Annotated in this window: 23 protein-coding genes and 2 pseudogenes; 14 read left to right on the forward strand and 11 right to left on the reverse strand. The window is 73.0% G+C overall.

Going from position 1 to position 21,517, the window contains the following annotated elements:
* Positions 1 to 136: 136 nt before the first annotated feature.
* Positions 137 to 901, forward strand: a complete 765-nt coding sequence (locus ACSU6L_RS31890; RefSeq protein ID WP_437062389.1) for a HipA family kinase — start codon at positions 137 to 139, stop codon at positions 899 to 901.
* Positions 898 to 1,314: a DUF3037 domain-containing protein gene (locus tag ACSU6L_RS31895; protein ID WP_437062391.1), complete on the forward strand. Its 417-nt coding sequence runs from the start codon at positions 898 to 900 to the stop codon at positions 1,312 to 1,314. Before ACSU6L_RS31890 ends, ACSU6L_RS31895 begins: the two co-directional genes overlap by 4 nt.
* Before the next feature lie 636 nt (positions 1,315 to 1,950).
* Here ACSU6L_RS31895 and ACSU6L_RS31900 read toward each other — a convergent pair.
* Positions 1,951 to 2,466, reverse strand: coding sequence for an excalibur calcium-binding protein (locus tag ACSU6L_RS31900; protein WP_437062393.1), 516 nt, complete (start codon positions 2,464 to 2,466; stop codon positions 1,951 to 1,953).
* A 239-nt stretch (positions 2,467 to 2,705) separates the two neighbouring features.
* Between ACSU6L_RS31900 and fabG the strand changes: the two genes are divergently transcribed.
* The 5 genes from fabG to ACSU6L_RS31925 all read left to right on the forward strand — a co-directional run bounded on the left by fabG (position 2,706) and on the right by ACSU6L_RS31925 (position 7,550).
* Positions 2,706 to 3,467, forward strand: a complete 762-nt coding sequence (gene fabG / locus ACSU6L_RS31905; RefSeq protein WP_073943414.1) for a 3-oxoacyl-ACP reductase FabG — start codon at positions 2,706 to 2,708, stop codon at positions 3,465 to 3,467.
* Between the two features lie 13 nt (positions 3,468 to 3,480).
* Positions 3,481 to 4,233, forward strand: coding sequence for an SDR family oxidoreductase (locus tag ACSU6L_RS31910; RefSeq protein WP_073943415.1), 753 nt, complete (start codon positions 3,481 to 3,483; stop codon positions 4,231 to 4,233).
* A 246-nt stretch (positions 4,234 to 4,479) separates the two neighbouring features.
* Positions 4,480 to 6,066, forward strand: a complete 1,587-nt coding sequence (locus ACSU6L_RS31915; RefSeq protein ID WP_437062396.1) for an ABC transporter substrate-binding protein — start codon at positions 4,480 to 4,482, stop codon at positions 6,064 to 6,066.
* 92 nt (positions 6,067 to 6,158) lie between these two features.
* A complete protein-coding gene (locus tag ACSU6L_RS31920; RefSeq protein WP_073943417.1) occupies positions 6,159 to 6,842 on the forward strand; it encodes a uracil-DNA glycosylase in 684 nt (227 codons plus the stop codon).
* 147 nt (positions 6,843 to 6,989) lie between these two features.
* Positions 6,990 to 7,550, forward strand: a complete 561-nt coding sequence (locus ACSU6L_RS31925; protein WP_437062398.1) for a hypothetical protein — start codon at positions 6,990 to 6,992, stop codon at positions 7,548 to 7,550.
* Between the two features lie 14 nt (positions 7,551 to 7,564).
* Here ACSU6L_RS31925 and ACSU6L_RS31930 read toward each other — a convergent pair whose 3' ends face one another.
* A complete protein-coding gene (locus ACSU6L_RS31930) occupies positions 7,565 to 8,074 on the reverse strand; it encodes a hypothetical protein (protein ID WP_437062400.1) in 510 nt (169 codons plus the stop codon).
* 113 nt (positions 8,075 to 8,187) lie between these two features.
* On the reverse strand, positions 8,188 to 8,796 hold the full coding sequence (locus ACSU6L_RS31935) for a TetR/AcrR family transcriptional regulator (protein ID WP_437062402.1): 609 nt from the start codon (positions 8,794 to 8,796) through the stop codon (positions 8,188 to 8,190).
* A gap of 111 nt (positions 8,797 to 8,907) precedes the next feature.
* Between ACSU6L_RS31935 and ACSU6L_RS31940 the strand changes: the two genes are divergently transcribed.
* Complete coding sequence (locus ACSU6L_RS31940; protein WP_437062404.1) at positions 8,908 to 10,089, forward strand: FAD-dependent monooxygenase; 1,182 nt, start codon at positions 8,908 to 8,910, stop codon at positions 10,087 to 10,089.
* A gap of 11 nt (positions 10,090 to 10,100) precedes the next feature.
* Positions 10,101 to 11,015, forward strand: coding sequence for a Gfo/Idh/MocA family protein (locus ACSU6L_RS31945; protein ID WP_437062406.1), 915 nt, complete (start codon positions 10,101 to 10,103; stop codon positions 11,013 to 11,015).
* Here the strand turns inward: ACSU6L_RS31945 and lnt are convergent.
* The 6 genes from lnt to ACSU6L_RS31975 all read right to left on the reverse strand — a co-directional run bounded on the left by lnt (position 10,930) and on the right by ACSU6L_RS31975 (position 16,586).
* Positions 10,930 to 12,501: an apolipoprotein N-acyltransferase gene (gene lnt, locus ACSU6L_RS31950; RefSeq protein ID WP_437062408.1), complete on the reverse strand. Its 1,572-nt coding sequence runs from the start codon at positions 12,499 to 12,501 to the stop codon at positions 10,930 to 10,932. The two genes, ACSU6L_RS31945 and lnt, sit on opposite strands and share 86 nt — an antisense overlap.
* Positions 12,502 to 12,584: 83 nt before the next feature.
* Positions 12,585 to 13,061, reverse strand: coding sequence for a nuclear transport factor 2 family protein (locus ACSU6L_RS31955; RefSeq protein WP_437062410.1), 477 nt, complete (start codon positions 13,059 to 13,061; stop codon positions 12,585 to 12,587).
* A 166-nt stretch (positions 13,062 to 13,227) separates the two neighbouring features.
* The gene (locus ACSU6L_RS31960) at positions 13,228 to 14,628 is read right to left on the reverse strand and encodes a vanadium-dependent haloperoxidase (protein WP_437062411.1); all 1,401 of its coding nucleotides are present in this window, start codon (positions 14,626 to 14,628) and stop codon (positions 13,228 to 13,230) included.
* A gap of 101 nt (positions 14,629 to 14,729) precedes the next feature.
* The gene (locus ACSU6L_RS31965) at positions 14,730 to 15,299 is read right to left on the reverse strand and encodes a chloramphenicol phosphotransferase CPT family protein (protein ID WP_437062412.1); all 570 of its coding nucleotides are present in this window, start codon (positions 15,297 to 15,299) and stop codon (positions 14,730 to 14,732) included.
* A 10-nt stretch (positions 15,300 to 15,309) separates the two neighbouring features.
* Positions 15,310 to 15,489 (reverse strand): hypothetical protein, encoded by a 180-nt coding sequence (locus ACSU6L_RS31970; RefSeq protein ID WP_437062414.1) that lies wholly within the window; start codon positions 15,487 to 15,489, stop codon positions 15,310 to 15,312.
* A 221-nt stretch (positions 15,490 to 15,710) separates the two neighbouring features.
* On the reverse strand, positions 15,711 to 16,586 hold the full coding sequence (locus tag ACSU6L_RS31975; RefSeq protein ID WP_437062416.1) for an undecaprenyl-diphosphate phosphatase: 876 nt from the start codon (positions 16,584 to 16,586) through the stop codon (positions 15,711 to 15,713).
* 261 nt (positions 16,587 to 16,847) lie between these two features.
* Here ACSU6L_RS31975 and ACSU6L_RS31980 point away from each other — a divergent pair, with 261 nt between their 5' ends.
* The 5 genes and pseudogenes from ACSU6L_RS31980 to ACSU6L_RS32000 all read left to right on the forward strand — a co-directional run bounded on the left by ACSU6L_RS31980 (position 16,848) and on the right by ACSU6L_RS32000 (position 20,434).
* Positions 16,848 to 18,014 carry a Gfo/Idh/MocA family protein gene (locus tag ACSU6L_RS31980; protein WP_437062418.1) on the forward strand — a complete coding sequence of 389 codons (1,167 nt, stop codon included), beginning with the start codon at positions 16,848 to 16,850 and terminating at the stop codon, positions 18,012 to 18,014.
* Positions 18,011 to 18,940 (forward strand): PmoA family protein, encoded by a 930-nt coding sequence (locus ACSU6L_RS31985; protein WP_437062420.1) that lies wholly within the window; start codon positions 18,011 to 18,013, stop codon positions 18,938 to 18,940. The genes ACSU6L_RS31980 and ACSU6L_RS31985 overlap by 4 nt, the downstream gene beginning before the upstream one ends.
* A pseudogene (locus ACSU6L_RS31990) lies at positions 18,934 to 19,648 on the forward strand (cupin domain-containing protein). Before ACSU6L_RS31985 ends, ACSU6L_RS31990 begins: the two are co-directional and overlap by 7 nt.
* Before the next feature lie 279 nt (positions 19,649 to 19,927).
* A complete protein-coding gene (locus ACSU6L_RS31995) occupies positions 19,928 to 20,164 on the forward strand; it encodes a hypothetical protein (protein WP_437062422.1) in 237 nt (78 codons plus the stop codon).
* Positions 20,157 to 20,434: pseudogene (locus ACSU6L_RS32000) on the forward strand (branched-chain amino acid transporter permease). Before ACSU6L_RS31995 ends, ACSU6L_RS32000 begins: the two are co-directional and overlap by 8 nt.
* On the opposite strand, the gene ACSU6L_RS32005 reads toward ACSU6L_RS32000, so the two are convergent.
* A complete protein-coding gene (locus ACSU6L_RS32005; protein WP_437062424.1) occupies positions 20,428 to 20,886 on the reverse strand; it encodes a hypothetical protein in 459 nt (152 codons plus the stop codon). The pseudogene ACSU6L_RS32000 and the gene ACSU6L_RS32005 overlap by 7 nt on opposite strands.
* Positions 20,887 to 20,963: 77 nt before the next feature.
* Positions 20,964 to 21,434, reverse strand: coding sequence for a winged helix-turn-helix transcriptional regulator (locus tag ACSU6L_RS32010; protein ID WP_437062426.1), 471 nt, complete (start codon positions 21,432 to 21,434; stop codon positions 20,964 to 20,966).
* Positions 21,435 to 21,517 lie beyond the last annotated feature (83 nt).

A 21,517-nucleotide genomic window follows, 5' to 3' on the forward strand; every position in this document is an offset into this window, starting at 1 on the left:
CGGCTGCATGTGATGTCCAGCAGTACGGCCCCGGAGCGGATCCGGTTCAGCCGCCACGCGGGTCTTCACCCCAAAGAGGCCCAGGGCTGGGCCGGGCCGCGTCAGGCCGCCCCCGACGCCCCAGTAGCCTGGGGCGATGCTCAAGGAAGTCATCGCGACCCGCTACATCACGCCGTTGCGTGAGGGCGGCTCGCTGCCGGGACTCGTCGAGGCCGACGACTTCGGGACGTACGTCATCAAGTTCACCGGAGCCGGCCAGGGACGCAAGACCCTCGTCGCGGAAGTGGTCTGCGGGGAACTCGCCCGCCGCCTCGGCTTCCGCGTGCCCCGGCTGGTGACGCTGGACCTCGACCCCGACCTGGGGCTCGGCGAGCCCGACCAGCAGGTGCAGGAACTGCTGAAGTCCAGCGGCGGCACCAACCTCGGCATGGACTTCCTCTCCGGCGCGCTCGGCTTCGACCCGCTCGCCTTCCGGGTGAGCCCCGAGGAGGCCGGGCGGATCGTCTGGTTCGACGCGCTGGTGAACAACGTCGACCGCTCCTGGCGCAACCCCAACCTGCTGATGTGGCGGGGCGAGCCGTGGCTCATCGACCACGGCGCCACGATGATCTGGCACCACAACTGGCCGTCCGCCGAGGCCTCCGCCGCCCGCCCGTACGACGCCTCCGACCACGCCCTGCGGCCGTTCGCCCCGGACGTCCGCGCGGCCGCCGCCGAGCTCGTGCCGCGCGTCACCGAGGACCTGCTCGCCGAGGTCACCGCCGAGATCCCTGATGCCTGGCTGGCCGACGAGCCCGGCTTCGACTCGCCGGACGACCTCAGAAGGGCGTACGCGCGGCCGCTGCTCGCGCGCGCCGCCGTCATCCACGACCGCGTCAACGGCATCGAGGGGGCCAAGTGACCGAGCGCCACATCATCAAGGGCAGCCGGCGCAGCGACCGGGACGTCTTCGAGTACGCCCTGCTGCGGGTCGTGCCCCGCGTCGAACGCGGGGAGTGCATCAACGCGGGCGTGCTCGTCTACTGCCGGGCCAAGGCGTACGTCGGCGCCCGCACCCACCTCGACGAGGCGCGGCTGCTGGCCCTGGACCCCCGGGCCGACGTGGCCGGCGTCCGGGCCGCGCTGCGCGCCGTCGAGAGCGTCTGCGGCGGCGGCGAGGCGGCGGGACAGGCCGCGGGCGACGACCCCGGCCGCCGCTTCCGCTGGCTGATCGCCCCCCGCTCGACAATCGTCCAGCCGGGCCCGGTCCACACGGGCCTGACGACCGACCCGACCGCGGAGGCCGAGCGCTTGCTGGACCTGCTGGTGCGGTGAAGGTGCCACCGGCGGTCTGCTGTCGGGGTGGGGTGCCGGGGTTGCCGACAGCGATCGGCGGGTGCGGTGGCCGGGCCCTCGGAGGGGTCGGTCATGCGGTGCGCTTCAAGGGCGCCGGTGGTGGCCGTGGACGGCCGGTGCGGGGGCGGGTGTCCCCGGTGGGGTGGCTGTTGCTTCGGTGCGCCAGGTTGCCGGTGGTGCGGTGGCTGGGACGCTGGCGGTCTGCTTCTGCGGCCGGGTGCCGGGGTTGCCGACAGCGATCGGCGGGTGCGGTGGCGGGGTCCTCGGCGGGGTAGTTCCTGCGGCGCGCCATCAAGGGCTGCGGGTGACGGCCGTGGATGGCCGGTGCGGGGACGGGTGTTCCTGGCGCGGCGGTTTTGCCCCGGTCCATCAAGTTGCCGGTGGCGAGGGGCGGACGCTGTGGTCGGGCCCTCGGCGGGCTGGCCTGCCGTGTGCTGCTCGGGCGCCGGTGGTAGCCGGTGGACGGCCGGTGCGGGGACGGGTGTCCCCGGCGAAGGAGCTTTCGCGTCGGCCGCCAAGTCGCCGGTGGTGCGGTCGCCGAAGCTGGTGAACGGCCGGTCCCGCGGCGGGGCGGCTGTGTGCCATTGCGTCAGTGCTGCGCGGGCTCCCCGCAGGTCAGCGTCTCCTCCGTCGTACCACGTAGCCGGTCGTGAGCGCGGCGGCCGCGACGAAGAGGGCGCCGGCGGTCAGGTCCCAGCCGCTCGGGCCGGAGGTGGTGGCGCCGCCGAGTCCGCCCGCGACGCCGCGGGTGGGGGCGGCGGACGTGGGGGCGACGGGGGCGGGGACGGCCGGGGTGGTCGCGGGGGCGGGCACCCCGGGGGTCGCGGGCGCCGTGGGCGTCGCGGGCTGTCTGGGCCGGGTGGTGGCGGAGATGTCACCGTCGCCGAGGTCACCGTCGCCGGTGTCGTCGCCGCCGCGGCGGGTCAGCACGTCACAGGCGACGCCGTCGTCCGGGCCCGTGTCCTCGTCGAGGCCGTGCGGATCGCTCGGGTCCGCGTCGAAGACGGCCTGCGCGTCCTCCTGGTGGGCGAAACGGGTGCAGTCCAGGTCCTGCGCGTGAGCGGGGCCGGCCGCCGGCACTATCGCGACGAGCGCGAAGAGCGTGCCCACGGCACCGGTGCGACGGCGCATGGAGCGCCTCCTTTCCGGCCACGAATGGCTCGCTCCTCGACGCTAGGCGCCGGGCGGCGCGGCGGCGCGTGGCGGTAGGCCGATCGGATGGCGCGGGGGTAATGGATCACACGCACCCGATCGGGCGTTGACACCGCGTGCCAGGGCTTCTAGCGTCACGTCTGCTGAAGGTACTAAGCGGTCGCTCACTGAATGGGCGTACCGCAGGAGCCGCATCCCAAGGGCGAGGAGAAGCAGCAATGTCCACCACTGAGCAGCGGGTCGCGGTCGTCACCGGTGCCGCGCGCGGTATCGGCGCCGCCACCGCCGTACGACTGGCGGCCGAGGGTCGCGCGGTCGCCGTGATCGACCTCGACGAGGCCGCCTGCAAGGACACCGTGGAGAAGATCACCGCGGCGGGCGGCAAGGCCCTCGCGGTCGGCTGCGACGTCTCCGACGAGGCGCAGGTCGAGGCGGCCGTCGCGCGGATCGCCGAGGAGCTGGGCGCGCCCACGATCCTCGTCAACAACGCGGGCGTGCTCCGCGACAACCTGCTGTTCAAGATGAGCGTGTCCGAGTGGGACACCGTCATGAACGTGCACCTGCGCGGCGCCTTCCTGATGTCCAAGGCCTGCCAGAAGCACATGGTCGACGCCGGTTTCGGCCGGATCGTCAACCTCTCCTCGTCCTCCGCGCTCGGCAACCGCGGCCAGGTCAACTACTCGGCCGCCAAGGCGGGTCTGCAGGGCTTCACCAAGACCCTCGCCAAGGAGCTCGGCAAGTTCGGCATCACCGCCAACGCCGTCGCCCCCGGCTTCATCGCCACCGACATGACCGCCGCCACCGCCGAGCGGGTCGGCATGGGCTTCGAGGACTTCAAGACCGCCGCCGCCTCGATGATCCCCGTGCAGCGCGTCGGCGAGCCGGACGACATCGCGAACGCCATCGCCTTCTTCACCGGCGAGGCGGCCGGCTTCGTCTCCGGCCAGGTGCTGTACGTCGCCGGCGGACCGCTCGACTAGGGATCACATCACCATGACTGAACTCTCCGGCAAGGTCGCGCTCGTCACGGGCGCCAGCCGCGGCATCGGCTACGGCGTCGCCGAGGCGCTCGTCGCGCGCGGCGACCGGGTCTGCATCACCGGCCGCACCGAGGACGCCCTCAAGGAGGCCGTCGAAAGGCTCGGCTCCGACCGGGTGATCGGTGTCGCGGGCAAGGCCCACGACGAGGCCCACCAGGCGCTCGCCGTCGAACGCACCATGGAGGCCTTCGGCCGGGTCGACTACCTGGTCAACAACGCCGGTACCAACCCGGTGTTCGGGCCGATCGCGGACCTCGACCTCAACGTGGCCCGCAAGGTGTTCGAGACCAACGTGATCTCGGCGCTGGGCTTCGCCCAGCGGACCTGGCACGCCTGGCAGAAGGACAACGGCGGGGCGATCGTGAACATCGCCTCCGTCGCGGGCCTCGCGCCCTCGCCGTTCATCGGCGCGTACGGCGTCAGCAAGGCCGCGATGATCAACCTGACCATCCAGCTGGCGCACGAGTTCGCGCCCAAGGTGCGGGTCAACGCGATCGCCCCTGCGGTGGTCAAGACAAAGTTCGCGCAGGCGCTCTACGAGGGCCGCGAGGAGGAGGCGGCCGCGGCGTACCCGCTGAAGCGGCTCGGTGTGCCCTCCGACATCGGTGGCGCCGCCGCGTTCCTGACCTCCGAGCAGTCCGACTGGGTCACCGGTCAGACGCTCGTCGTGGACGGCGGCATCTTCCTCAACGCGGGCGTCGCCTGACGCGCCGGGGCCCGGCGGTCGCCGGGCCCGCCACACGGGCGTCGTTTCCCGTCGATACCTTTTCGTGCTCCGTGCGTGACGCGATCGGTGTTGACGAAAACGGCGCCCGTGCCCATGTTTGAGGCTCACAAGGAGGCTGACAACGTCGTCATCGGAAAGGTGATCAACCACCTCCCGCAAGGACGGTCCACGCGGCGTGTTGCTGCGGTAGTGTCTGCCGACCTTTGGTATGGCAGATCGAGGAGCGTGCGCGTGTTCAACCGGAACCGATGCCTGCGGCAAGTGGCGGCGATCGCTTCCATATCCCTGGTGGCCGGCTGTGGCCTGTTCTCGGACGGCGACGAGGCCGAGAGCGGCCCGATCGTCGTCGGGACCACCAGTGCGCCCAGCACCCTGGACCCTGCCGCGTCCTGGGACGGCTCCTGGGAGCTGTTCCGGAACATCTACCAGACGCTGCTCAGCTACCCGAGCGGCTCGACCACGCCCCAGCCGGACGCCGCCGAGAGCTGCGAGTTCACGGACACAACCAACCGCACCTACCGGTGCGAGCTGCGCAAGGGGCTGAAGTTCTCCGACGGGAGCCCGCTCGACGCGCGCGCCGTCAAGCACTCGATCGACCGGATCCTGGCCATCAAGGCGCCCTCCGGGCCCGCGGGGCTGCTGGGCAGCCTGAACCGGGTGCAGGCGCGCGGCGACCGCGAGGTCGTCTTCCACCTCAAGACGGCCGACGCCACCTTCCCGTTCGTGCTCGCCACGCCGGCGATGTCCATCGTCGACCCCGAGAGCTACCCCGCCGACGCCCTGCGCGAGGGCAGCGAGGTCATCGGTTCCGGGCCGTACGCCCTCAAGTCGTACAAGGAGAACGACCGGGCCGAACTGGTCCGCAACGACCACTACGAGGGCTTCGCCGAGCGCCGCAACGACGCGGTGACCATCCGGTACTTCCAGGACTCCAAGACCATGGTGAAGGCCCTCGAGGACCAGCAGATCGACCTCACCTACCGCGGCCTCGCCGCCGACGACATCGTCGACCTGCAGACCAGGGACCCCGACCAGACCCTGCAGCTGGTCGAGGGCGCCGGCATCGACATCAGCTACCTGGTGTTCAACCCCGAGCACCCGTGGGCCGGGAAGCCCGCCGTGCGCAAGGCCGTCGCCCAGATCGTGGACCGGCCGACCATCGCCCACAAGATCTACAAGGACACCGTGGACCCGCTGTACTCCATGGTCCCGAACGGCATCAACGGCCACACCACCGGCTTCTTCGACGACTACGGCGACCCCGACACCGACAAGGCCAAGGCGATCCTCACCGAGGCGGGCATCACCGACCCGGTCCCGCTGACCTTCTGGTACACCACCGACCGCTACGGCTCGGAGACCGCCGTGCTCTTCCAGGAGCTGAAGCGGCAGCTGGAGGCGTCCGGCCTGTTCGAGATCACCCTGAAGAGCCGGCCCTGGAAGACGTACGTCGAGGGCTACCAGAAGGGCGAGTACCCGGTGTTCGGGCGCGGGTGGTTCCCCGACTTCCCCGACGCCGACAACTTCATCGCGCCGTTCGTCGGCAAGGAGAACGCCCTCGGCACGCCCTACCCGGCGCCGGAGATCACCGGTGACCTGCTGCCCCGCTCCCGCCGGGAGAGCGACCGGGCACAGGTGGAGCGGGAGTTCGAGGAGGCCCAGCAGATCCTCGTCGACGACGTGCGGCTGCTGCCGCTGTGGCAGGGCAAGCAGTTCGTCGCGGCGAGCGAGGAGATCTCCGGCGGGGAGCGGGCCCTCGATCCGTCGACGATCATGATGATGTGGGAGCTGGACCGGAAGACCAGTTGGTGAGGCCGGTCCCACGCGGCCCGCGCGGTGCGTTGTCAGTGGTCGCCTGTAGGTTCTGAGTCCTGGAAGCGACCGCACACCGTAAGGAAGTTGACGTGACCGACATCGCCATGCTGCCCGAGTCCTGGCGCGGGGTCCTGGGCGACGAACTGCAGAAGCCCTACTTCAAGGAGCTGACGGAGTTCGTGGAGGAGGAGCGGGCGAAGGGTCCCGTCTACCCGCCGCGCGAGGAGGTCTTCGCCGCGCTCGACGCGACGCCGTACGACCAGGTGAAGGTGCTCGTCCTCGGCCAGGACCCGTACCACGGCGAGGGCCAGGGCCACGGTCTGTGCTTCTCGGTCCGCCCCGGGGTGAAGACCCCGCCGTCGCTGCGCAACATCTACAAGGAGATGCAGGAGGAGCTGGGCCTGCCGGTGCCGGACAACGGCTATCTGATGCCGTGGGCCCAGCAGGGCGTGCTGCTGCTCAACGCGGTGCTGACCGTCCGCGCGGGCGAGGCGAACTCGCACAAGGGCAAGGGCTGGGAGAAGTTCACCGACGCGGTGATCCGCGCGGTGGCCGACCGGCCCGACCCGGCGGTCTTCGTCCTGTGGGGCAACTACGCGCAGAAGAAGCTCCCCCTGATCGACGAGACCCGGCACGTCGTGGTCAAGGGCGCCCACCCGTCCCCGCTCTCCGCCAAGAAGTTCTTCGGCTCCCGCCCCTTCACCCAGATCAACGAGGCGATCGCCCGGCAGGGCCACACGGCGATCGACTGGCGCATCCCGAACCTGGGCTGACCCCGGCCCGGCCGGATCCGGCCGGCGCCGCCGGTCCGGCCGCCTCGGATCCCGTTCCTGTCGTACGGAGCTGCCTCGTCCGGTTTGTCCGCGAGGGCGGTTAGCGTCGGGAGGGACGGGATCGACACGGAGCGGGCGGAGGGCGTGGTGGTGGAACGGCAGGAGCAGGCGGTTCCGGACGCGGTGATGGGGCGGATCGGGCAGGTCGTGATGCTGCATCACGCGGGCGACCGCGAGGAGGCCCGGCGGCGGCTGCTGCAGCTGTGGGCGGAGATCGGGGAGCACGGGGATCCGCTGCACCGCTGCACGCTGGCCCACTACCTGGCCGACACACAGGACGACCCGTCGGACGAACTGGCCTGGGACCTGCGGGCCCTCACCGCCGCGGAGGAGGTGAGCGACGACCGGCTCGCCGCCCGCGAGGGCACCCTCGCGGTGCGCGCCCTCTACCCCTCCCTGCACCTCAACCTGGCCGCCGACTACGTCAAGCTCGGCCGTCGCGAGGCGGCCCGGGTCCATCTGCGCCGGGCCCGCGGCGCGGCCGGTGTCCTCGCCGACGACAGCTACGGCGACGGGGTGCGTGCGGCGATCGGCCGGCTGGAGTCGGCACTGGGGGACGGGGAGTTCGACGGGGGCTCCCGGGGCGGCGGTACGTGGGGGCCGCCGCAGCAGCGGCCCGGCGGCCCCGAGACGCCGCCGACGGCCTGACCCCCAGCGCGTTCTCAGTGGCCGTACGTCCCGCGGCAGATGGTCGCTTCGGGGCTGTCGGCGCGCCAGCCGCCGTAATTCCTGCCGAGGGCGCAGACGTCCTGCGGGCCCTTGGGGACGTCCTTCGTGATGTCCTTCCGCCCGGGTGCCGAGATGTCGGGGGCGTTCGTCCGGGGCGGGTTCGCGGGGCGGGACTGCGGACGCCGGGCACGCGGCTGCTCGGGCGGGGGAGCGGTGCGCGGCTTCGGCGGCTGGGCGGCGGGCGAGGGAGTGTGCGGGTGCGGGCGGCGCGGCTCGAGTGCGGGGCGCTCCGGCCGGCGCGGCGGGCCGACGAGTTCCAGGGCCTCACGGGCCGGAGCCTGCACGATCTGTGGTTCGGCCCGCCGGTCGGGGCGCGGCGCCACCGGCCCGGACGGAGCCGCCGGCGGCCCGGGCACGGGCGGGCGCTGGACCGTCACACAGCCGGAGAGAGCCGCTACGGCCACGGTGACCAGGAGCGTTGCGGTGGTCGTCGTTCGATGCACCCGCGCAACAATGATGCGTCGGGCCCGCCCGGGCACGGCGGACCGGCGGACGTTACGCCGTACGGGTGATCTCCGTCCCCGCAGGGAGGGCGCGCGTCCAGCGCGGGTGACGTTCAGTCGCGCGCGTCCGCGCCGCCCAGCATTCCGTTCAGCAGTTCCCGCAGTCCTGCCCGTACCTCCTCCAGACTCGGCGGCCGGGTGCTGAAGGAGCCGGCGACGCAGCTGAGCATCAGGCCGTCTGCCCAGGCGACGAGGGACAGGACGTGGCGGTCCGGGGTGGGCGAGCCGAGGGCGGTGACGAGGGCGGAGAGCCGGTCGCGGAAGCGGGCGCCCGTCGCGTCGAAGTACGTCCGCAGTTCGGGGCGCCGGGTCGCCTCCAGGGCCAGTTCGTAGCGGGCGAGGGTGAGTTCGCGGTGGTGGGTCAGGGCGCGGTGGGTCGCCAGGGCCAGCCCGTCCGCCAGTGCGTCGAGTCCGCCGCGCGGGTCCGGCATCTCGTCCAGCGCGAGCACCCGCGCCTCCCGGTCCGCGAGCCGCCGTACCGCCAGTTCGAGCAGTGCCTGCCGGGTGCGCGCCAGGTTGGACGTGGAGCCCTGGGGGAGGCCTGCGGCCTCGTCGACCGCGCGGTGGGTCAGCCCGCGCATCCCGCGCTCGGCGAGCAGGGCGAGGGCGGTGTCGGCGACGAGGTCGGCGCGGGAGGCGCCGCCGGCGGTGCGTACGGACATGGGGATCAACCTACCGGCCCGCTTCTTCCCGCTCCCTCGCCTCACTACGCCTGTAGTACAGTCGGGTCCGGCGACTACAGCTGTAGTCAACGGGTCGGGCGAGGAGGAGCCATGACAGCGTCGAGGCGGGCCGTCGTGATCGGTGGCGGCATCGGAGGACTGACCGCGGCCGCCGCCCTGCACCAGGGAGGGTGGCGGGTCACCGTGCTGGAGCGGGCCCGCTCGCTGGAGCCCGTCGGCGCGGCCATCTCGCTCGCCCCCAACTCCCTGCGCGCCCTGGACGTCATCGGCCTCGGCGACACCGTCCGCGACCTCGCCGCCTGGCAGGGCGACGGCGGCCTGCGCACCCCGAGCGGGCGCTGGCTGTCCCGCTCCAGCGCGGCCGCCGCCCAGGAACGCTTCGGCGGACCCCTGGTCCTGCTGCACCGCGCCACCCTGATCGGCCACCTGGCCGCGCTGCTCCCCGACGGCACCGTCCGCACGGCCGTCGAGGCCACCCTCGCCGACCCCGGCGACACCGGCCGCCCGGCCGTCGTGCGCACCGCCGCCGGCGAGCTGGAGGCCGACCTGGTGGTGGGCGCCGACGGCATCCACTCCGCGGTGCGCCGCGCGCTGTTCCCCGAGCACCCGGGGCCCGTCTACTCCGGCTTCACCACCTGGCGAATGGTGATCCCGGTGCCCGGCGTGGAGTTCGCCTCGCACGAGACCTGGGGCCGGGGCCGCATCTGGGGCACGCATCCGCTCAAGGACGGCCGGGTCTACGCCTACGCCGCCGCCATGACCCCCGCCGGCGGGCGCGGCGGTGACGAGAAGGCGGAACTGCTGCGCCGCTTCGGCGACTGGCACGACCCGGTCCCCGCGGTGCTCGCCGCCGCCCGCCCCGAGGACGTCCTGCGCCACGACGTGTTCCACCTCGCCCAGCCGCTGCCCGCCCACCACCGCGGCCGGACCGCCCTGCTCGGCGACGCCGCGCACGCCATGCCGCCCACACTGGGCCAGGGCGGCAACCAGGCCGTCGAGGACGCCGTCGTGCTCGCCCACCACTGCGGCGACCTCGCCGCCTACACCGCCGCCCGCCTGCCGCGCACCACCGCCGTCGCCCGCCAGGCCGTCAGGGTCGCCCGGCTCAACATGACCGGCAACCGGGCCCTGATGGCCGTACGGAACACGCTCATCGCCGGCCTGTCCAAAGCCGGACCCGCGCTCTTCCTGCGCGGCTTCGACGGCATCGCCGACTGGCGGCCCCCGCAGTCCCCGTATGCTTCCGTCGAGGCGGACGCGGGGACGTGGTGAGGGGAGAACACGTGAAGGTCGGCTGCATCGGACTCGGGGACATCGCGCAGAAGGCCTATCTGCCGGTGCTCGGGGTGCTGCCCGGCGTCGAGCTGCACCTGCAGACCCGTACGCCCGCGACGCTCACCCGGGTCGCCGACACCCTGCACCTGCCCGCCGGGCAGCGCCACGCCGACCTCGACTCCCTCCTCGCGCAGGGCCTCGACGCCGCCTTCGTGCACGCGCCCACCGCCGTCCACCCGGAGATCGTCACCCGGCTGCTGGAAGCGGGCGTACCCACGTACGTCGACAAGCCTCTCGCGTACGAACTCGCCGACTCCGAGCGGCTGGTGACGCTCGCCGAGGAGCGCGGCACCAGCCTGGCCGTCGGCTTCAACCGGCGGCACGCGCCCGCCTACGCCCAGTGCCTGGAGCATCCGCGCGAGCTGATCCTGATGCAGAAGAACCGGATCGGGCTGCCCGAAGAGCCCAGGTCGATGATCCTCGACGACTTCATCCACGTCGTGGACACCCTGCGCTTCCTGGTGCCGGGACCGGTCGACGACGTCACGGTGCGCGGCCGGCTCCGCGACGGGCTGCTGCACCACGTGGTGCTCCAGCTCGCCGGGGACGGCTTCACCGCGCTCGGCGTGATGAACCGGCTCAGCGGCTCGGGCGAGGAGATCCTGGAGGTCTCCGGGCAGGACACCAAGCGGCAGGTGATCAACCTCGCCGAGGTGATCGACCACAAGGGCCAGCCGACCGTCCGGCGGCGCGGCGACTGGGTGCCGGTCGCCCGGCAGCGCGGCATCGAGCAGGCCGTCCTGGGCTTCCTCGACGCCGTCCGCGCGGGCAAGGTGCTCAGCGCCCGGGACGCGCTGGCGACTCACGAGCTGTGCGAGCGGGTGGTACACGCGGTGCTGGAGTACTCCGGCCCGGCCGCCTGAGCACCCGCGCCCCCTCGGCGGCCGCGAACCCGGCGAGCACCAGCAGCGCCGCGTACACCGGCCAGTCGCCGAAGCGGACGTACGGCGTCGTCCCCGCGGCCAGTGGCACCTCGTACACCTCGGCGGCGCTCGCGTCCGTACCGAGCCAGGAGCCGATCCGCTGCCCCTCGGGGCCGTAGACCGCGGAGATCCCGGTCAGTGTCGCGTGCACCATCGGGCGGCCGGTCTCCGCGGCGCGCAGCGCGCCCAGCGACGCGTGCTGCGCCGGCGCCCAGCTCTGCTGGAACGTCGAGGTCGCCGACTGGGCGATCAGCAGATCGGCACCCGCCTCGGCGAGCCTGCGGCTCATGTCGGGGAACGCCGACTCGAAACAGACCATCGGCCCGGCCCGCAGGCCGCCCCCGACGTCCATCACCACCTGCTCGGCGCCGCGCCGCCGGTCCTCGCCCGCCGCCTCGCCGACCGAGGTGGCCCAGCCGAGCAGCGACCGCGCCGGGACGTACTCACCGAACGGGACCAGCCGCATCTTGTCGTACCGGTCGCCGGTCGGACCGTCGGGCCCGACCAGCACCGAACTCTTGTAGATGCCCGGCCGGTCCGAGCGCCGGGCGTCCACGTTGACCAGGACGGGCGTGTCCGTCACGCGGGCCAGCTCCGCGACCCGCCGCGCCAGATCGGGCCTGGCCGACAGATCGAAACCGACGCTGCTCTCGCCCCACACGATCAGATCGACGTCCTGCCCGGCCAACTGCCGGGTCAGCCGCTCCTCCCGGTCGAACCGCTGGCCGGGGCCCGCTATCACCCCCGGCTGGACCACCGCCACCCGCGCCTGTCCGTGCACCTCCGGGCGCGGCGACCACGACCAGGCCGCCGAGGTGGCGGCCGCCGTCGCCAGCAGCCCGGCCAGCGCGGGCACCCGCGCCGCGCGTACCGCGACCAGCACGGCGACGGCCACGTTCACCGCCACCACCAGGAAGCTCAGCAGCCACACCCCGCCGACCGACGCCAGCCTGAGCGCCGGCTCCATCTGCCACTGGCTCGCGCCCAGCATGCCCCAGGGGCCGCCGAGCCCCTGCCAGGAGCGCACCAGCTCCACCGCCAGCCAGGCCGACGGCAGCACCAGCAGCGCCGCCGCGACCCGGCCCGGTGCGGCACCGCCGGCCAGGAACCGGCGCACCAGCCAGCCCCAGGGCGCCCAGAGCGCGCCGAGCAGGCCCGCGATGACGAATGTGAACACGTGCAGGTTCGGCAGCAGCCAGTGGTGCACGGCCAGCACGAACCCGAACCCGCCGCACCAGCCGTCGTACAGCGCCCGCCGTCCGGTCGGCGCCGTGCGGGCCAGCAGAATCCACGGCACCAGGGCGACGTAGGCGAAGAACCACAGGGACGGGCCGGGGAAGGCGAACATCGGCAGGGCGCCCGCGGCGATGCCGAGCAGCGACCGCCGCCACGGGGAGTCGAGCCACTGCCCGAGCGTCTTCGTCACGGCGCCTCCTGCCCCTCGGTCACCCGTGCGTCCAGTGTGCGCGCTGCGGACGATCTCGGTACAGGGGGCCTCGGTTAAGCCGGTCACCGCCGCCCCGTCCCGGCGGGCGCACGGCGCCACTTCTCGTGCACGACGACCTCGCGCAGCCGCCAGCCCTCGTCCGTCCGCAGCAGCCCGAACGCGTACCGGCCGCCGCACACCAGGTCGGGCGGGGCCGATGCGCCGTCGGAGCCGGCGAAGCCCATCGGATTGACGTAGTCGGCCTGGACCCGTGCCGTGTCCCCGGTGTCCCGCTCCAGAACCCCGAACCGCACCCGGCGGTTGACGATCAGATGCTGCCGCATCGGGAACACGCCCAGATTCTCGGCGAGCCATACGGCGACCGCCCGCGCCTCGCCCTCGATCCCGCCGGCCGAGCGGTAGTCCGCCCGCCCGTCCGGGGTGAACAGTTCTCGGTACGCCTCCCAGTCGCCGTCGTCGACGGCCACGGCATAGTCGGTGACCAGACCGTCCACGGCCAGCCGGTCCAACACGGTCGCGAGCTCCACGCGCTGCGTCATCGGCTCAGTGTTGGGCACCGGACCGGCCCCGCCAAGGGGGCGTGCGGGCCGGGATGTGCGGTGGCTCCGAGTGGGTGGCACGGGCGGAGGGCGATCGCCGTGAACGATCGTCCCGATCGGCCGGAACTCCGATTCCGCGTCCGGGCCCGCCACCCGGAGACCACGCTCACCGTCCGCCGGTGCCGCCGCCGCACTCCGGCTCGGAAAGCCTGTCCTGCCGAGCCGTTCGCTTCGGTGGGGACTGCCGGGTGCCGTCCTCGCCGACCGGCTGGAAGTAGTGGTCCAGCGCCCAGGCGGCCACGCGGGTGCCGGCCCGGCAGCCGGTCACGTCCGCTGTGCGGGAGTGGATGCCGCCCCACACACGGGCGTCGACGACGTCCCGGTTGAGGTCGTCGGCGGACCCGTAGAACCGCGTGGTGCCGGTGACCTCGGAGGGGACGTGGAGGTCGATGCGCGAGGTGCCTAGGACACCGGTCAGGGCGCGTACCACGGCAGCGGTGACGGTCGTGTGGCCGGCGAGGTGGTCCGGGTGCGGCGGGGTGGGGAGCAGCGGCTCCCAGGCCGGGTCCGCCGTCGTCGCGGGGTTGCCGTCGGTGTCGGCGAGGCGGATGGCGGTGATCGGGCGCCAGGACGCGTAGTGGAGCTTGGCGTCCCACGCGGTGACGACGGCGTCGGTCGCCGACGCGTTCACCGCGGCGAACAGCCGGGCCGTCTCGGCGATGCCGAGCCGGTGCCGGGCGGCGTGGTCCCGTACGGCCGTCTGGACCTGTTCGATCAGGTTGCCGCTGAAGAAGAGGGCGGTCTCGGTCTGCTGCGCGCTCCTGCCCGAACCGGACTTCGCGCCCATGGCCTTCAGCTCCTGGATGTCCTCGGCGTACGCGGCCGAGGAGAGGGCGGGGGGTCCGCCGGGGCGGAACTGCTGCGGGGAGGTGAGCAGGAGGGGGCGGAGCCTGGCGAGCCAGGTGTCGATGAAGGGCTGGAACGCGGGCGGGGTGGGCCGCCAGACCCCCGGCGCCGGGGAGGCGGTGAAGGGAACGTCCGCGAACCTGCCGTCGCCCTCCCGGAGTTCGATGATGCGGGCGGCGGCGCGCTGTCCGTAGTGAACACCCCGGTCTCTGGCCTGGCCGTCCGGAAGGGCGGCGAGCGAGTCCGCGTAGGCGGTGTCGAGCCGCTCCTTGAAGGCGGGGAAGTAGGCGAGCAGCACGTCGTGGGCGGCAGTGGCGGCGGCCGCCGCGGAGGATGCCCTGGCCGGACCGCGCTCGCGCCATTCGTACAGGGCGTAACCGCCTTCGATCCCCACCACGGCGTTGTACACGGCGACGGAGACGAATCCCTGCCAGATCGCCACCTGCCCGGAGGGACGGGGGCCGAGGCTGGTCTTGATCGTGTCGATGGTGATGGCGTTCCACTCGCGGACCACGGCTGCCGGGTCCGCGGTGGTCCGGGTGTCCGGGTCGGGGGGCCTCGTCGCGGCGGTGACCGTCACGAGGGCGGTGGCCGCGAGGGCGCAGATGTATCCCCGGACACGCGAACGCCGGGGAATGGGAAGAGGGGGCTCTCGATGCACGGCGTGCTCCCTGGAGTCGAGTGCCCAAGGCTTAGCAACGGCCCACTGCACTATCAAGACAACTCGCCGCGAAACGGGCGGTTTTAGGCGTCCTCCGCCGCTCAGTCCGTGCCGCGCAGCTTCTCGAAGGCGGTGGGAGTGGGCCGGGCGGGCAGGAAGTCCCTGATCCGGCGGGCGCACTCGGCGGGGCTGTCGGTGGCGGTGTCGCACTCGATGTCGTACACGCCGTGCGCGTGCACCTGGCGCAGCTGCCGCGCGGCGAGCCCCGGTGGCCGGTCGCCGCGCTCGCGCTCCCGGCGTTCGAGCTCCTCCAGGGGGCAGTGGACGCCGACGAAGACCACGTCCTGCGGGGCGAACAGCGACAGGCAGTCCGCCAGCCGCCACTCGGCGCTCAGCACATGGTCCATCACCACGTCGTTCCCGGCGGCGGCCATGCCGGCGACCGCACGGTGATAGCCCTGCCAGGTGCGGTGCAGCACGGTGTCCAGCCGCTCCGGCGGGACGGGCACGGGGGACCGCATGGCGTGGAAGGCGTCCACCGGCATGTGGAAGCACGGCTCGTCCAGCAGGCGCAGCAGCTCCGCCGCGATGCTGGACTTGCCGGAGCTCGACGTGCCGTTGAGCAGGATGACGAGGCCGCGGCGCGGCGGCACGCCGGTCAGGTGCCGCATACCACCGCTCTCATGCCGCCTCGATGATCTCGCACCGCATGGCCGCCGCCCACTCGACCACCAGCAGCTCGTACTCGGCACGCTCCTGGGCGGACAGGGTGCCGCCCGCGCGCAGCCACAGGGCCCGGATCTCTTCGTTCACCTCGGCCGCGGACCGCACGGAACCAGGGGCAACGGAATCAGGGGACATGCGGGCAAGCCTAGGCGCTGCCACTGACACTGCGCTACCGCGCGGCTACTCGTTCCGTATGGAGTCGGTCACGGTCGGCGCACGGGCCAACTCCCGGCGTCAGTACGCGGATTCGGCCATCGTCCCGGGTGGGTCCCGGACGGCGGAAGGCCCCCGCCGATGTCGTCTGCGGGGGCCTTCGCGGGTCTGACCGGCTTGAACCGGACTCGACCGCGGTGGTCTCAGTGCGCCGATTCGGCCGCGTGCGGGCTCAGCACGCCGAAGGTGACCAGGGCGATGAGGATGATGCCGAGGGCCACGCGGTACCAGACGAACGGCATGAAGCTCTTGGTGGAGATGAACTTCATGAACCACGCGATGACGGCGTAGCCGGTCGCGAAGGCGATGATCGTCGCGAAGATCGTCGGCCCCCAGGACACATGGCCGCCCTCCATCGCGTCCTTCAGTTCGAACGCGCCGGAGGCGAGCACGGCCGGGATGGCGAGGAGGAACGAGTAGCGGGCCGCGGCCTCGCGCTGGTAGCCCATGAACAGGCCGCCGCTGATCGTCGCGCCCGAGCGGGAGACGCCCGGGATGAGCGCGGCGGCCTGGCACAGGCCGAAGATCAGGCCGTCCTTCACGCTCAGGTCGCGCAGGCCCTTGCGCTCCTTGACCGCGCGGTGCCGTCCGCCGGTCTCGTCGCGCGCGGCCAGCCGGTCGGCGATCCCGATGACCACGCCGACGACGATCAGCATGGTCGCCGTGACCCGCAGATCGCGGAACGGCCCCTCGATCTGGTCCTTGAGCGTCACGCCCAGCACGCCGATCGGGATCGAGCCGACGATCACCAGCCAGCCCATCTGCGCGTCGTGGTCCTTGCGCCACGTCTTGTCGTACAGCGAGCGGAACCAGGCGGACAGGATCCGGCCGATGTCCTGGCGGAAGTAGATCAGCACGGCGGTCTCGGTGCCGATCTGGGTGATCGCCGTGAAGGCGGCGCCGGGGTCGTCCCAGCCGGAGAACGCGGCCGTCAGTCGCAGGTGCGCGCTCGAGGACACGGGAAGGAACTCGGTCAGCCCCTGGACGAGTCCGAGGATGAGTGATTCGAACCAAGACATGGAAGTTACGGAGTCCAAGTGCCGATCGTGGAAAGGACGACGGACACACCGTCCCGCCGCGCGGTGATCAGGTGTGCAGGGGGCAGCGTAGCGCCCCGGGATGACGGACCCGACACAGGGGTTTCGTAGGAGATCCGCGGCGATCGCCCCGGGGTGTTGACCGGCCGGTGTGCGGGCACCTACGTTGCCAGGCGAGGGAAAGCGCTTGCTATCGCCGGTGCTGTCCTGGCTCGCCACCCCGGAGGAGTGCTGATCAGTCCTATGTCCACGTCCGCTTCCCTCGCCGGCCGCCCCGTCCGCGCCGCCGTCATCGGCACCGGCGCCATCGCCCGGGGCTCGCACCTGCCCGCGCTCGCCCGGCTCGCCGAGGAGGGCGAGACCGAGGTGGTCGCGGCGGTCGACATCGACGCCGGCGCCGCCGAGGCGTTCTGCGTGGAGGGCGGGATCCCGCACGCCTACACCGACCTGGAGCGGATGCTGCGCGAGCAGCGCCCCGACCTGGTCTGCGTCTGCACGCCGCCCACCCTGCACCGCGAGCAGACCGTCGCCGCGCTGCGCGCCGGGGCCTGGGTGTGGTGCGAGAAGCCGCCCGTGCCCTCGCTCGCCGACTTCGCCGCCGTCGAGGCGGAGGAGGGCACGGACGGCGGCCCGTACGCGGCGATCGTCTTCCAGCACCGCTTCGGCTCCGGCGCCACGCATGTCCGCCGGCTGCTCGCCGAGGGCGCCCTCGGCCGGCCGCTGGTCGCGCACTGCCAGACCACCTGGTACCGCGACACCGCCTACTACGCCGTCCCCTGGCGCGGGCGCTGGCGGACCGAGGGCGGCGGCCCCGCCATGGGCCACGGGATCCACCAGATGGACCTGCTGCTCGATGTGCTCGGCCCGTGGAGCGAGGTGCGCGCCATGGCCGGGCGGCTGGTGCACGACGTGGAGACCGAGGACGTCTCCACGGCCCTCGTGCGGTTCGAGAGCGGCGCGCTGGCGACCGTCGTCAACAGCGTGCTCAGCCCCGACGAGGTCAGCCGGATCCGCGTCGACTGCCAACGCGCCACCATCGAGCTGACCCACCTCTACGGGTACAGCAACGCCTCCTGGCGGATCACCCCGGCGCCGGACGTGCCGGAGGCCGAGGCCGCCGCCTGGCAGGACTTCGGGGCGGACGTGCCCAGCTCCCACCTGGCCCAGCTGCGAGAACTGGTCGCCGCCATGCGCGCCGGGGAGCGGCCGCGCAGCAGCGGGCCGGACGGGCGCAAGAGCCTGGAGCTGGTCACCGCTCTGTACAAGTCGGCGTTCACGGACACCACCGTGCGCCGGGGCGAGATCGGCCCCGGCGACCCCTACTACGCCGAGCTGCACGGAGGCGCGCCCGGCTGGGCACCCGCCGCCGGGTCCGCGGCGTCCGCCGAGAGCCAGGAGGTGCCCGCATGACCGGCGGTCCGCGCGTCACCCACGTCCACGGCGAACGCGTCACCGTCACCGATCCGCGGACCGGTGTGGAACTGCTCGCCTACGTCTACCGGCCCGAAGCCGCCTGGGAGGCGCCCAAGCCGTACCTCCATCCGCTGCGCACCCTGTCCGGCGCCGTCGTCACCGACTACCGGCCCAACGACCACCGCTGGCACAAGGGCCTGCAGATGACGGCGTCCCACCTGTCCGGGGCGAACCTGTGGGGCGGCAACTCCTACGTCCACGGCGAGGGCTATCTGGCGCTTCCCGAACGGGTCGGGTCGATGGCGCACGTGGCGTTCGACGAGGTCACCGCCGACGGGGAGCGGGTGGTCATCGCCGAGCGGCTGACCTGGCATCCGCACGGCGGGCAGCTGTGGGCCGACGAGCGGCGGCGGATCGAGGTGCGCGACATCGATCCGGCGGGCGGCTCGTGGGCGCTCACCTGGACGAGTGCCATCACCAACCGGCGCGCCGAGCCGCTCCGGTTCGGCAGCCCGACCACCGCCGGGCGCGAGATGGCCGGCTACACCGGTCTGTTCTGGCGCGGCCCGCGCGCCTTCCGGGACGGACGGGTCACGGGGCCTGACGGCGAGGGCCCGGGCCTGATGGGAACGCAGGCGCCCTGGCTCGCCTACTCCGGCGAGCACGACGGCGTGGACGGTCACGCCACCCTGGTGTTCGCGCACGCGCCGGAGAACGACCACGCCGGGGCGCACGGCGCACACCCCGCCCACTGGTTCGTGCGCAACGAGCCCTTCGCGGCGGTCGCGCCCTCCTGGGCGTTCTTCGACGAACTGGCGCTGGCGCCCGGCGCCACCCTCACCCGCCGCTACCGGGTCGTCGTCGCCGACGGGGCGTGGGGACGGGAGGAGATCGCCGGGTACCTGGAGGCGCACCCGTGGTGAGCGAGGGCGCGTTCCACGGCGGGCTGCCCGGCGGGGTCGGCGTCTCCGGGCTGTCCGTGTACGACTGGCCCGCGGCGGACGGCGTGTGCGGGGGCACTCCCCACATGCACCTGGTCTGCTCCGAGGCCTACGTCGTCACCGGCGGGCGGGGCGCGGTGCAGACGCTGACCGCGTCCGGCTACGAGGACACGCCGCTCGCGCCCGGCACGGTCGCCTGGTTCACGCCCGGCACCGTCCACCGGCTCGTCAACGAGGGCGATCTGCGCATCACCGTCCTCATGCAGAACAGCGGGCTGCCCGAGGCGGGTGACGCGGTGCTCACACTGCCGCCGCGCCACCTCGCAGACCCGGAGACGTACGCCGCCGCGACCACGATCCCGGCGGACGCGCCGGAGGCCGAGCAGGAGCGTATCGTCCGCGCCCGGCGCGGCCTCGCGCTGGAGGGCTACCGGGAGCTGCGCGCGGGCGGCCCCGAGGCGCTGGCCGCCTTCCACCGGGCCGCCGCCACGCTGGTGCGGCCCCGGCTCGACGAGTGGCGGGACCGCTGGCGGCGCGGGGCGGCGGCCGCCGCGGCGGCGACCGGGCACCAGCTCGACCGGCTCGCCGAGGGCGACGCGTCCCACCTCGCCGAGGCCGCCGTACGCGGAACAGCCCTCCGCGCGGGGGCGGTTCGGGATGTGCGGGCGGCTGGACGTCTACCGGTCGTGATCCGCTCGGCGGTCAGGCCTTGATCTTCTTCATCGTCAGATGCGAGGAACGTGTCGCGGTCGTTCGCGCTGACCTCGACGTCGGCCAGGACCTCGAGGCCGGGTCCCGGGCCGCCTCGGCAAGGCCTACAGCACCTTCGCGCTGTGCGACGAGGCCTATGCCCTGGCCGACGGGGAGCAGGCCCGGTCCTGGTCCGGCCGACGTGTCCTGCGGGTCCGGCTCTGTCTGCACGCCTACTGGGCCGGCGGCGCCACCGCCGACGCCCTTCTCGGCTCGCTGGTGCCCGCCGGTGTCACCGGCCTGGACTTCGCGCTGACCGCCCTGTTCACGGTGCTGGCACTGGACGCCGTCCGCGACCGGCTCCATGACCTGACGACGCCGGCGCTCGCCCTCATCAGCGCCCTGGCCACCTGGTTCCTCTTCCCCGGCCAACTGCTGCTCGCGGCGTTCGCCCTGTTCACCGCCGGGCTGCCGGCCCAGCGCCGTACGACCGACAGGAAGCCGAGCCATGTCTGACCCCGCGTACGCCGTCGCCGCCGCCGTCACCTGGGCCCTGCGCGCACTGCCCTTCGCCGCCCTCGCGCCGCTGCGGGCGAGCGGGCGTGATGGTGATCCTGGTCGCCTACTGCCTGCGCGACCTGTCACCGACCGAGTTCCGCCCGTCGCCCCCTGACGGCCCTCGCCGTCACCGTCGGCCTGCACCTGTGGCGGCGCAACGCCCTGCTGAGCATCCTCGGCGGCACGGCCGTGCACGTGACCCTCGCCGGCGTTGTCCTCGGTCAGTAGTGCCAGCAGTACAGGCGCAAGGCGCCGCCGCTGTCCGAGGCGGTCCGCGCGAGCCGGGCGACGCCTTCCAGGACGGTCGGAGGGTCGTCGTCCGTCATGTCGTCGCCGTCCGTGATCCGGAGCCGTTCGGCCCAGCGCGCGGCGCAGGCGCGCAGCTCGTCGGGACCCGCGTCGGCGAGCGCGCGCGTCAGCTTCTCGGGGACGGCGAACACGCCGGTGCCGTCGTTGACGATCGGGGCGACATAGCGGGGCCACTCGCGCGCGTGGAGCCGATCGAGCGCAGGCAGGTCCTCGGACGGGGCGTCGAAGCAGGCCTCCCACTCGACGACGGCGTCGTCGGGGTGGAAGTCGCGGCAGTCCAGTGAAGTGAACGCGCGACCCGGCCCGGTCCGGCGGGTCGCGGCGGCCGTGTCGTCGTCCGGGGCGAGGAAGAACGTGATCTCGATGCCCATCCGCGGATTCTGTCAGGTGCGCGCTGAGGCCGTGCGGGCGGCCGCGCCCCGTCGGGGGGAACGACTCCGGTCCGCCTTCACGCCGCCGTCGGGCCCGCCACCGTCCAGCCGGGGGACTGCGGATGGGCCGTCAGGTCCTGGTGGTGGACCGCCTCGCCGCAGGCCTGGCAGGTGACGACCGGTACCAGTTCGTTGCCGCAGCTGTGCTCGTTGACCATCGGGCGGTCGCCCTCGGGGCGCAGATGGCGGTTGCCCCACTCCATCAGGGTCAGCAGCACCGGCACCAGTTCCAGGCCCGCCTGGGTGGGCCGGTACTCGAAGCGCTGCGGGCGTTCGCTGTAGGCCCGCTTGGTGAGGATGCCGGCGTCGACGAGCCGGCGCAGCCGCGTGGCGAGGATGTCGCGCGGCGCTCCGATGTTGCGCACCAGCTGGTCGAAGCGGCCGTTGCCGAGACACACCTCCCGCACCACGAGCAGCGAGTACTTCTCGCCGACGAGCACCAGGGCGTCGGCGATCGAGCAGGGGCGCGGGTCTTTGGGGGCGGCCATGACGCCCAGTCTATTGGAGGGTTTGAATTTCCAACTCATGCGGCTATGGTGAGTCCAGATTTCCTACTCACTGGTAATCGCTC

The organism is Streptomyces sp. enrichment culture (assembly GCF_964272855.1).
Lineage (GTDB): Bacteria > Actinomycetota > Actinomycetes > Streptomycetales > Streptomycetaceae > Streptomyces.

Bases quoted from the DNA above. Each gene is read 5' to 3' on its own strand.
- fabG (WP_073943414.1), top strand. From the start codon at position 2,706: ATGTCCACCACTGAGCAGCGGGTCGCGGTCGTCACCGGTGCCGCGCGC.
- ACSU6L_RS31975 (WP_437062416.1), bottom strand. From the start codon at position 16,586: ATGTCTTGGTTCGAATCACTCATCCTCGGACTCGTCCAGGGGCTGACC.
- ACSU6L_RS31985 (WP_437062420.1), top strand. From the start codon at position 18,011: ATGACCGGCGGTCCGCGCGTCACCCACGTCCACGGCGAACGCGTCACC.
- ACSU6L_RS31965 (WP_437062412.1), bottom strand. From the start codon at position 15,299: ATGCGGCACCTGACCGGCGTGCCGCCGCGCCGCGGCCTCGTCATCCTG.
- ACSU6L_RS31910 (WP_073943415.1), top strand. From the start codon at position 3,481: ATGACTGAACTCTCCGGCAAGGTCGCGCTCGTCACGGGCGCCAGCCGC.
- ACSU6L_RS31890 (WP_437062389.1), top strand. From the start codon at position 137: ATGCTCAAGGAAGTCATCGCGACCCGCTACATCACGCCGTTGCGTGAG.
- ACSU6L_RS31935 (WP_437062402.1), bottom strand. From the start codon at position 8,796: ATGTCCGTACGCACCGCCGGCGGCGCCTCCCGCGCCGACCTCGTCGCC.
- ACSU6L_RS31900 (WP_437062393.1), bottom strand. From the start codon at position 2,466: ATGCGCCGTCGCACCGGTGCCGTGGGCACGCTCTTCGCGCTCGTCGCG.
- ACSU6L_RS32005 (WP_437062424.1), bottom strand. From the start codon at position 20,886: ATGGGCATCGAGATCACGTTCTTCCTCGCCCCGGACGACGACACGGCC.
- ACSU6L_RS31955 (WP_437062410.1), bottom strand. From the start codon at position 13,061: ATGACGCAGCGCGTGGAGCTCGCGACCGTGTTGGACCGGCTGGCCGTG.
- ACSU6L_RS31940 (WP_437062404.1), top strand. From the start codon at position 8,908: ATGACAGCGTCGAGGCGGGCCGTCGTGATCGGTGGCGGCATCGGAGGA.
- ACSU6L_RS31970 (WP_437062414.1), bottom strand. From the start codon at position 15,489: ATGTCCCCTGATTCCGTTGCCCCTGGTTCCGTGCGGTCCGCGGCCGAG.
- ACSU6L_RS31980 (WP_437062418.1), top strand. From the start codon at position 16,848: ATGTCCACGTCCGCTTCCCTCGCCGGCCGCCCCGTCCGCGCCGCCGTC.
- ACSU6L_RS32010 (WP_437062426.1), bottom strand. From the start codon at position 21,434: ATGGCCGCCCCCAAAGACCCGCGCCCCTGCTCGATCGCCGACGCCCTG.